Here is a 10,446-nt window from a genome sequence, read left to right as displayed (position 1 = left end):
AGCGTAGCCGAATCGGAGTGGGCTTGCCGTGAGCGTAGCCGAATCGGAGTGGAAATTGGGGATGAGGGAGAGTTAGAATCTTGTTCATCCACCTCAGAACCTCAAGGCTTCCAATGCCCAATGCCCAAAGTCGGCATCCTTTTCTACCGCGCCCATTATTTAGCGGGAAACACTAAGGTAATTGATGCTTTATGCGAAGCTTTGGTAGAGAAAAATTTACAACCAGTGCCAGTGTTTGTTTCCTCATTGCGTGAACCTGATGTTCAAATTGAGTTGAGTGAATTTTTCCAACCCAAAGAAGCCGAATCAATAACCGTGCTGTTGAATACCACCAGTTTTTCTCTAGCACGCTTGGAAAGTGAAACACCCCAAACTGACCTGTGGCAAAAATTAGATGTGCCTGTGTTGCAGGTAATCCTCAGTGGTGGCTCAATTGAGCAGTGGGAGTTACAGTTTCAAGGGCTTTCTCCCCGCGATATTGGGATGAATGTGGCGCTACCAGAAGTAGATGGGCGGATTATTACTCGTGCTGTGTCTTTTAAAGAAGTGCAAACTCGTAATCCTCATCTAGAGACAGATGTAGTAATTTATGAACCAGTGAGCGATCGCATCGAGTTTGTTGCTAAACTCGCAGCAAATTGGGCACGTCTACGTTCTAAACCACCCCAAGAGCGGCGAATTGCCCTAATTCTGGCAAACTACCCCAACCGGAATGGCCGCCTTGCCAATGGTGTAGGACTCGACACCCCAGCTAGTTGTGTAGAAATCCTGCAAGCTTTACATCAGGCTGGTTATCAAGTAGAAAATCCACCTGCTGAAGGAGATGAGTTGATTCAACGGCTGACAGATGGTATCACAAATGATCCCGAAGGTCGAGAATGGCGTCCGGTACACCAAAGTGTCTCTTGGGAAGAGTATCAAGAGTATTTCGCTTCTTTACCGCCAGCAGTGCAGCAAGGTATTAGTGAGCGGTGGGGAGTGGGGAGTGGGGAGTGGGGAGTGGGGAATGAGGGGACAAGGGGACAAGGGGACAAGGGGGACAATTCATGCCCAATGCCCATTTCTGGAATTAAACTCGGCAATGTCTTCGTGGGAATTCAGCCACCAAGGGGTTATGATAATGACCCCAGTTTGAATTATCATGCGCCGGATTTAGAACCAACCCATGCTTATTTAGCTTTCTACTATTGGATCAGAGAATGTTTTGGTGCTGATGCTGTAGTTCATGTGGGGAAACACGGAAATCTCGAATGGCTACCCGGTAAAAGTGTGGCTTTATCCAGCAATTGTTATCCAGAAGTGGCTCTGGGCGCACTTCCCCACCTATACCCATTTATTGTGAATGACCCTGGTGAAGGTTCCCAAGCCAAACGTCGCGCTCAAGCGGTGATTATAGATCATCTCACGCCGCCGATGACTCGTGCGGAACTCTACGGTTCTTTGCAACAATTGGAAAATTTAATTGATGAGTATTATGAAGCGGACAGTTTAGATCCTTCGCGTTTGCCAGTGATTCGCGATCGCATCCATGAACTAGTGATCAAAGAAAATCTCCATCTAGATTTAGGAATCCAAAATGAAACCGAAATTTTTAATTCGGAATCTTTAATTTTGAATTCTATCGGTGGCTATCTTTGTGAATTGAAAGAAGCTCAAATCCGCGATGGGTTGCACATTTTTGGGCAATGTCCCCAAGGACGCCAGCTACGAGATTTAATAGTAGCGATCGCTCGCATACCCAATCGCTATTCTTCAGGTATTACCCGTGCGATCGCTCAAGATTGGGGTCTAGATTTCGACCCATTGACAGCAGATTTGTCAATAACTAGTGGTGAATGGTCAATAGTAAATGGTACAGAATGCCGCACCCTCGGCGATATCGTCGAAGTCCTAGAAGAACACGCCGCCCTCTTAGTAGAACAACTAATAAATCAAAACTCTTGTACAGATGCGATTCATGGCGTCTCTCCCCCCAGCACAGACGCGATGAATCGCGTCTCTACCTGGATACGCGATCGCCTACTTCCCGCTTTACAACAAACCCACCAAGAAATCACCTACTTATTACATGGACTCGATGGCCGATACGTCCCAAGCGCCCCAGCCGGCGCACCCACGCGCGGCCGCCCAGAAGTTCTACCAACAGGGAGAAACTTTTATTCTGTCGATATTCGCGCCATTCCCACAGAAACAGCTTGGGATATCGGTAGAAAAGCTGCTGAAACCCTCGTGGAATATTACACTCAAGAGCATGGTGAGTATCCGAAAACACTAGGTTTATCAATGTGGGGAACAGCCACCATGAGGACTGGGGGTGATGATATTGCCGAAGCCTTGGCTTTACTTGGAGTCCAACCTGTATGGGATGGTGCAGCACGGCGAGTAGTGGATTTTGAAATTTTGCCCTTAGCGATTTTGGGGCGTCCCCGTGTAGATGTCACCTTGCGAATTTCGGGATTCTTCCGGGATGCTTTTCCCAACTTAATTGACTTATTCGCTCAAGCAGTCTCAGCAGTAGCAGACTTGGATGAACCGCCAGAACAAAACCCCCTCGCCGATGCAGTGCGCCAAGAAACTGATTTGTGGACAAGCCAAGGATTAACTTTAGAAGCAGCAGTGGTGCGATCGCGCTATCGCATCTTTGGATCTCGTCCAGGTGCTTACGGCGCCGGACTTCAAGGTTTAATCGAATCGCAAAACTGGACAGACGACCAAGATTTAGCGATCGCCTACATCAACTGGAGTTCTTACGCCTATTCTTCGGGAAACGGTGCAGGGGAAGCAGGGGAAGCAGGGGAGGCAACACCCCAATGCCCAATGCCCAACTCCCAATGCCCAATGCCCAATACCGAAGCCTTCAAACAACGCTTGGCGCAAATGCAAATTGTGCTGCATAATCAAGACAACCGTGAACATGACCTACTCGATTCTGATGATTATTACCAATTTCAGGGTGGTTTAACTGCTGCGGTGCGTTCTCTACAGGGAAAAAATCCCCAAACTTATTTTGGTGATAATTCCATACCCGCCCAACCACGAGTTCGCCAACTGAAAGAAGAAATCGCACGAGTGTATCGTTCTCGCGTAGTTAATCCCAAGTGGATTGCCGGAGTCATGCGCCACGGTTACAAAGGTGCTTTTGAAATGGCGGCGACGGTAGATTATCTATTTGCCTACGATGCAACAGCTAAATGTGTCGAAGATTATATGTATCAAGGCATAGTAGAAGCTTATTTGCTCGATCCAGTTGTCTCGGAATTTATTCAGGAAAAGAACCCTTATGCCCTGCGTGATATTGCTGAAAGATTATTAGAAGCACATAAGCGCAATTTGTGGGAGGATGTGAATATCAGAACACTAGAAGCTTTGAGGAACCTAGTACATCAAGCTGAAGCAGTTATCGAAGAAAAATCAATGGTGTAAGAAACAAATATGGAAAATCTTGCGTATTTGCACCTAGCTTTCGCCTACGAAGACAGTACACCCAGTGAATTGGTCTCCCTCAGTTCTTTGTTTAAGGACGCAGCTGCACCAGACTGGAATCGGCTTTCTGGTAAGGCTTGGAAGTATATGTTGCCCCTTGCTCTGTCTTTGTCGATTCTTGGCGCTGTTAGCAGCGTTATGGCATTGGAAAAAGGCGATCAAGGTCCTTCTGTCAGAAATCTCCAACAAAAGTTGAAAACAGCAGGCTTTTACCAAGCTTCTGTTACCAAAGTATATGATGTATCCACAGAAGAATCTGTGCGACGCTTCCAAAAGGCCGCTGGTTTACCAGTAGACGGCATTGTTGGAGCAAGCACCCTGGAAAAATTAGAAAGCTGGCAAGCGAAAAAGCCCAGTACTGACACTACACAAGCTAAAAAGGCCACTGCTGTAAGTACACAAGCGAAAAAGCCCAGCACTACTAGTTCAGCTAGTTCAGCTAGTTCAGCCACCAGTAAGCGCCACAATCCCAACTACCTTGCTAAAGGGGATGAAGGTGAAGATGTCAGGCTTTTGCAAGAACGGTTAAGAGTCGCAGGCTTTTATTACGGGAATGCCACAGGAATATTTGGCCCCATTACCGAAGAATCTGTGAAGCGGTTCCAAGATTCATACAAATTAAGCGTTGATGGAATTGTTGGCCCAGCAACATTAGGTAAATTGCCCGGAGTTGGCATCGGTGATGGAGATGACGCTCCGAAAAAGGTAGTCAATCGAGATAAACTTCGTGTAGGCGATCGCGGTGAGCCAGTTAGAATTGTTCAAGAACAATTGATCCAGGCAGGATATTTAGAGGGAGAGCCAAATGGCTACTATGGCCCCTATACTGCCGATGCTGTAACGAGATTTCAGGCAGCTAATTTCTTAACCGCAAGTGGCGTTGCTGGCCCAACTACCCGTTCTAAGTTATATAGCTCAGTTAATACTACTAGCAAAAGCGAATTTAATACCCTAGAAATCCAAACGCGACTACGGGAGCGGGGTTTTTATAAAGGGAAGCTGAACGGTGTGATGGCAGATGACACCAAAAAAGCAATTAAACAAGCCCAAGAATTCTACGGCATCAGTCTCAAGGATCTTAAGAGCGGACGCTTTTAGCATCCGCTTTTGTGTTCTCACTATCAGTCCCCAACTGGTTACTTGCCTCCAGTAACAGCAAATTAGAACTGCTCAAAATTCCACTTATTTGGTTAATTTGAGTAGTTTCATCTTCTTATCTACCCAAGTGCTAAAGCGGCATCAGTGCCCGTTGGCACTTGGGACATACTGCATGGATAGTCATTTGACAGTCAAGCAGGTGAAAACCTTCTTTTTGAGCCGTTTTTGCCCCAATTTTTAAAATTGAGTCATTTTTAAACTCAATAGTTGAGTTGCACCTGACACAAATTAAGTGATGGTGATGATGGGGATAGGGCTGGTTGATTTCATAATGCTTATGTCCCTCGCCCAGTTCTAATTCCCGTAAAAGTCCCATCCTTGCCATCAACTTCAAAGTCCGATAAATAGTTGACAGACTAATCCCTTCACCATCAGTTTCTAGTCGATGATAAAGGTCTTCCGCACTCAGATGTTGACCTTGCGGAAGTTCTTGAAAAATGTGTAAAATTGTTTCGCGCTGGGGAGTTAAACGCCAGCCTCGTTCGTTCAGTTCTGCCTTGAGTGAAGTAGTTGTGTAAACAGTCATACTAATATTTCTCAACAAAGCTCATTAGTTGAGAATATAACAAATCTTGTGAGCAGTTTGCAACAATCATTGCCTATTGAGAATTTATATTAAATATTTAAGAACAATTCATCAAATATTGCTCAAAATTCAAGTAATAAGCTGTAGTGCATTTAATTTGCATACAGTTAATAGTTAGGATACTTGTAATCATTGCATCCCTTAACCTTGAATTTTGAATGAGTAAATTTTGAATTGCTTAGTTGATCCCCACCTTCAAGATATCTGAGCAAAGGTCTGGGGAAACTCTTGTACAATTAAATGCAAATTATTTGCTACAAGCTTCTAAAAGGCTTTTAACCGCACTCAGCACTCTTCATCTGGGGAGCAAATCAGTCCTTTTCCTCGTTCCCATACTGCGTATGGGAATGCCTTCATTGAGTCTCTGACTCAATATTTAACTGGAGGCAGCAGCCCCGTCAGCACCCATTCCCATGCTCTGCATGGGAACGAGAGACTTTGAAGAGGGTTTTAACCTGGGATAAAATCAGTCCTTTGTCCCTAGTCATTTGCCAAGTGTAGTTTTCTAATGACAAATGACCCTGCGGGTGATGCCTCCGGCACGCCAAGGGCGAACGCCAGTTGCTCATGGGGGAAACCCCCATCGCTTTTAGCGTCTCCCCTTGGGAGAAAACCGCACTGGCTCACTAATGACAAATGGCTAACTTAGAGACTCCAAATAGTCGCGGATAAGGTTGCGTCGCTTGGGTTGACGTAGCTTTTGCAAAGCCTTGGATTCAATTTGCCGAACTCGTTCCCGCGATAAGTCAAGAGCGCGTCCAATTTCTGCTAAAGAATAAGGATGACCATCTGCCAAACCAAAGCGCATCAAAATTACATCGCGCTCGCGGCTAGTCAAATCTGAGAGAAGATGATGCAAGTCTCTTTGTAAAGATTCTCGCATTAACATCTCTTCTGGAGTTACACAGTCAGTTTCGAGTAATTCTCCTAACTCAGTATCTTTATCCTTGCCTACCTTGGTTTCCAAAGAAACGGAGCGAGGCACCCGCAACAAAACTTCTCGTACTTGAGTCGGTGTCATCTCTAACTCAGTTGCTAAATCCTCTAGAGTTGGGGTACGACCTTTTTCTTGAGCAATTTTGCGTTGCGCCTTTTTGATTTTGTTTAACTTTTCGGTAATATGAACAGGTAGGCGAATCGTGCGACTAGAAGTAGCGATCGCTCTTGTAATTCCCTGACGAATCCACCAGTAAGCATAGGTACTGAAGCGATAACCCTTAGTGGGATCAAATTTTTCTACAGCCCGCTCTAAACCCAGTGTGCCTTCTTGGACTAAATCCAACAATTCCAAACCGCGATTTTGATACTTCTTGGCAACAGACACAACTAGGCGAAGATTAGCCTTAATCATGTGTTCTTTTGCTTGGAGTCCTTGGGACTGAACTTGCTCCAACTCTTCTACTGTCAACTTGCCGATTTCAGCCCAGCGACGTTTGCCATCTGCCAAAGTCGGTCTGAGATCCGCTAAAATTATCTCAGCAGTCGCAGCCCATCTTTCTAAAGACGGGCGATGTCCGAGTTCGGAAGTCAAACGTTCTTGAACTTCAATTAACCGAAGATAGGGGGTAATCACTTCATCCCCCTGCTTGGCAGCGTTAGCAAGCACTATCCGCATCCGCAAGTAGCGTTGGACTTTTTGAGCTTCTGAAACTTCTTCATCCCGCCCTAACAAGCGAACTCGACCAATTTCTTGAAGATATAGACGTACTAGGTCTGTACTACGGCGGTTATTGTTAGCAGCAAAGTTAGCATGGTCAACAGAAGGTATTTCCAGCTCCTGTAGGTCATCTACCGATAACTCACTATCATCAACGGTGAGGTCAGAGTCCAAAGCCTGGCGGGACTTTTTGGTATTGTAGGGGGCATCTGCATAAAAAGATGTTGCTGGCATAAAGATCGTCTCAATGGCTCCAGGTAACAATAGATTACGGTCAGCTTAGATTACGGTCAGCTATTCAACTGTTGCTATTGTTCCCGTGATTTACGATGAACTAACACGGTTGAACGTTCCATTACAATTTTTTTTACAAATTAACTGTAATGGTTTCATTCGATACAGTATTACTGAACTTAATCGGCTGCTAAACTTTTGATTAAACCAATAGCTATTCAAATCCGCAGCTAGGTTTTCAATATTTAAACTACTTAGTTAACATTTCAACCCTAACGAGGATTAGTAGTAATTTTTGTAACACAGTACAAACATCCTTCAGTGAATGTCATCTTTATAATTGGCATAGTCACATTTACATGACACAAAAGTAATATCCTGACGATTTACCAATTTTTTCTCAGGATTATTAAGGTATAAGTATAACTAATAGATATCGGGGAAGTGATTAGTATTAAGGGACTGACCCTCACAAGAACAGCCCCTCTCCCAATTTTGGGAGAGGGGAGCAAATTATCTAGTTCCCCGAATCCCAACTTGGGAGAAGGGGTTAGGGGATGAGGGCAAAACGTCTTCTCAAAGCAGACTTTTTTTTAAGTTGACACCAATGGCGAGACGCCCACCCCACAAGTAGTAGTAATTTATTTCTTGGAAATCCCTAACCGCAAAAATTATATCGACGCAAAGAGGGTAGGACACGGAGAAAATTCCGGCGCTTGGAACTTCACTAGACGCGGAGAATGAAAATTTCACTGTGTCACCGCGTTCTCGTGTCAGTATCAACCCGTCAATTTCAACTTCAGAGACTACTAACTAATAGTTGTACTCTGGCTTGATATCTCGCAACATCAGTTCATCAAGTGCTTGTCGGGGTGTGACTTCACCTTGAAGTAACCGATAAACTTGCTCGGTAATTGGGACAGCTATGTTTTGTTGCTTGGCTCGTTGCATCAAAACGCGACAAGTGTTCACTCCTTCAGCAGTTCCTTGTAAATTTGCGAGAGTTTCTGTAAGTGACTTACCACCAGCTAGCTGATAGCCAACTTGATAATTGCGACTTAAGGGACTGTTGCAGGTTGCTAGCAAATCTCCTAAACCAGATAAACCATAAAATGTTTCTGTCTTTGCACCCCAGTCATTGCCGATGCGAACCATTTCTGTAAGTCCACGGGTGACTAAAGCAGCTTTGGCATTAGTTCCCAGTTGTAAACCATCGCACACACCAGCTGCGATCGCAATCACATTTTTCAGTGTTCCCCCCAGTTCCACCCCCAAAGGGTCGGGATTGGTATATACTCGGAAACGATGAGAGGAAAATACTAACTGCACTACTTCCGCCGCCGTGGGAATATTACTGGCTACCACCGTTGCTGCTGGTAATTCCATTTGAATTTCTTTCGATAAATTAGGCCCAGATAAAACAACTACTGGATGGTTAGGGAATAGTGTTTGCCAAATTTGCGACGGCGTGCAGGTGGTTTGGGGGTCTAAGCCTTTGGTCGCTGTGACAAAAATTGTCTCTGGAGAAAGGGGGAAAGAGTGGACTTGGGAAACAACATCTCTCACACCAATCATTGAGATAGCAGAGAGAACTATTTGGACATCTTTTAAAACTGCTTGGAGAGTTTGGGAACCTTGACGTGACCAAACACGCACCTGATGACCATTTGCCGTTGCTAGATTTGCCAGAGATGCACCCCAAGCACCTGCACCCAGAATTGCAACAGATTTTGGATTAGTCATTAATCAAAAGTCTCCCCATCACCCGATCATCCTATCCTCTTAGCTCACCAATCTAAAATCTAAAATCTAAAATTGGCTGCGGGGATAGCGTTCCATTAATTCCCTAACTTGTTCAGCATGATATGAGCTTCTTGTCAAAGGTGAAGAAACAACTTGTAAAAATCCGATTTCTTCGCCGAATGCCTTCCAAGCAGCAAATTGTTCTGGGTTGATAAACTCATTTACTTGCAAGTGTTTTTGACTTGGTTGGAGGTATTGCCCAATTGTCAAAATGTCGCAATCTACATTTCGCAAGTCTTGCATAACTTGGCGGATTTCGGCATCAGTTTCACCGAGTCCAACCATGATCCCGGATTTCGTGTATGTGCTAGGAGAAACTTGGCGAGTTCGCTGCAATAATTCTAATGTGCGATCGTAGTTTCCTTGGGGACGCACCCGGCGATATAGGCGTGGGACAGTTTCCGTATTATGGTTTAATACCTCTGGCGCAGCTTGTAAAATTATCTCTAGAGCATCCCAATTACCGCACAAGTCAGGAATTAGCACCTCAATTGTGGTCTCGGGTGAAACAGAGCGAACCTCATGAATACACGCGACAAACTGAGATGCACCACCATCAAGCAAGTCATCTCGGTTTACAGAAGTGATTACTACATGATTTAGTTTCATCCGGCGAACAGCTGACGCTAGCCGTGGAGGTTCCGTGGGGTCTAGTGGTTTGGGTTTTTTCTCAAAATCTATATCACAGTAGGGACAAGCGCGTGTACAAGCCGGACCCATAATCAAAAACGTGGCAGTCCCAGCCTTGAAGCATTCACCAATATTCGGACAGGATGCTTCCTCACAAACTGTATTGAGGGCTAAATCCCGCAAAATTTCTTTGACGTTACCGATGCGCTCACGCCCAGGTGCTTTCACCCGCAACCAGTCTGGTTTTACAGTCACAATCCGCTTTTACCACTAAAGTTATACAAATTTAATCGTAGCAAGCAAAGCCTTTGATGAAGTGATCATATATAGATGTAATTCTGTCTTTTAGTCCAGGTTGTGATATTCTTATATTTACAATGCCATTTTTATGACGGGATGTAGCGCAGCTTGGTAGCGCACTTCGTTCGGGACGAAGGGGCCGCTGGTTCAAATCCAGTCATCCCGATTGTTTTGTAAAGCAACAAATTATTTGTCCACTACTCTTCCATGGACTTAAATATAGCTGTGGCACTGGGTTTGGCGGCACAATGTTCCTGTTGTGATTGTCGAAGGTGCCAAGAAAGGTGGGGCATTACTGACTGGGGGTTATGCAGCGATGGCGTACCCGCCCGCCGTAGGCATCGCAATTCCGGGAGTAAACGCTGGATAGCGCACCCCTAGGATGAATAGGAGGGCTATCCCAAAGTCCTTTGGATCTTAAGATTGGAGGGCTGGGATCGCATCTGTTATATACAGCAGAATTCAGAATTGGTGAATCCAGAAGTAAAACAGGGTTTATACCTGGCTTTGGGACTTAAGTAAGTAGGTGAGAATAAATCAAAGTAGATTAAGTAATGTAAAAAATCTTGAGATGATTTCCTAGTGTTCGCGTAGC

General features: G+C 45.0%; 7 protein-coding genes and 1 tRNA gene. 4 read left to right on the top strand and 4 right to left on the bottom strand.

Features of this window, described 5'->3' with window-relative positions:
• On the top strand, nt 1–3,423 hold a 3,423-nt coding region (cobN, locus tag ACYTXL_RS24085; protein WP_461926933.1), incomplete at its 5' end, for a cobaltochelatase subunit CobN.
• 9 nt (nt 3,424–3,432) lie between these two features.
• A complete protein-coding gene (locus tag ACYTXL_RS24080; RefSeq protein ID WP_461926932.1) occupies nt 3,433–4,581 on the top strand; it encodes a peptidoglycan-binding domain-containing protein in 1,149 nt (382 codons plus the stop codon).
• Between the two features lie 130 nt (nt 4,582–4,711).
• Here ACYTXL_RS24080 and ACYTXL_RS24075 read toward each other — a convergent pair whose 3' ends face one another.
• The 4 genes from ACYTXL_RS24075 to lipA form a co-directional block, all read right to left on the bottom strand.
• Nucleotides 4,712–5,167 (bottom strand): Fur family transcriptional regulator, encoded by a 456-nt coding sequence (locus ACYTXL_RS24075; RefSeq protein WP_292790390.1) that lies wholly within the window; start codon nt 5,165–5,167, stop codon nt 4,712–4,714.
• A gap of 700 nt (nt 5,168–5,867) precedes the next feature.
• Nucleotides 5,868–7,118, bottom strand: coding sequence for an RNA polymerase sigma factor SigC (gene sigC / locus ACYTXL_RS24070; RefSeq protein WP_461926931.1), 1,251 nt, complete (start codon nt 7,116–7,118; stop codon nt 5,868–5,870).
• 813 nt (nt 7,119–7,931) lie between these two features.
• On the bottom strand, nt 7,932–8,861 hold the full coding sequence (locus tag ACYTXL_RS24065; RefSeq protein WP_461926930.1) for an NAD(P)H-dependent glycerol-3-phosphate dehydrogenase: 930 nt from the start codon (nt 8,859–8,861) through the stop codon (nt 7,932–7,934).
• A gap of 66 nt (nt 8,862–8,927) precedes the next feature.
• A complete protein-coding gene (gene lipA, locus ACYTXL_RS24060; RefSeq protein ID WP_461926929.1) occupies nt 8,928–9,806 on the bottom strand; it encodes a lipoyl synthase in 879 nt (292 codons plus the stop codon).
• A 137-nt stretch (nt 9,807–9,943) separates the two neighbouring features.
• On the opposite strand from lipA, the gene ACYTXL_RS24055 reads away from it, so the two are divergent.
• Both ACYTXL_RS24055 and ACYTXL_RS24050 read left to right on the top strand, forming a co-directional pair.
• Nucleotides 9,944–10,017, top strand: a tRNA-Pro gene (locus ACYTXL_RS24055).
• 57 nt (nt 10,018–10,074) lie between these two features.
• A complete protein-coding gene (locus ACYTXL_RS24050) occupies nt 10,075–10,221 on the top strand; it encodes a DUF3854 domain-containing protein (protein ID WP_461926934.1) in 147 nt (48 codons plus the stop codon).
• Nucleotides 10,222–10,446 lie beyond the last annotated feature (225 nt).

The organism is Nostoc sp., assembly GCF_054880495.1.
Note: the sequence above shows the minus strand (reverse complement) of the source record. Positions and strands in the feature narration are given on the sequence as shown.

Bases quoted from the DNA above. Each gene is read 5' to 3' on its own strand.
- sigC (WP_461926931.1), bottom strand. From the start codon at position 7,118: ATGCCAGCAACATCTTTTTATGCAGATGCCCCCTACAATACCAAAAAG.
- ACYTXL_RS24065 (WP_461926930.1), bottom strand. From the start codon at position 8,861: ATGACTAATCCAAAATCTGTTGCAATTCTGGGTGCAGGTGCTTGGGGT.
- ACYTXL_RS24080 (WP_461926932.1), top strand. From the start codon at position 3,433: ATGGAAAATCTTGCGTATTTGCACCTAGCTTTCGCCTACGAAGACAGT.
- ACYTXL_RS24075 (WP_292790390.1), bottom strand. From the start codon at position 5,167: ATGACTGTTTACACAACTACTTCACTCAAGGCAGAACTGAACGAACGA.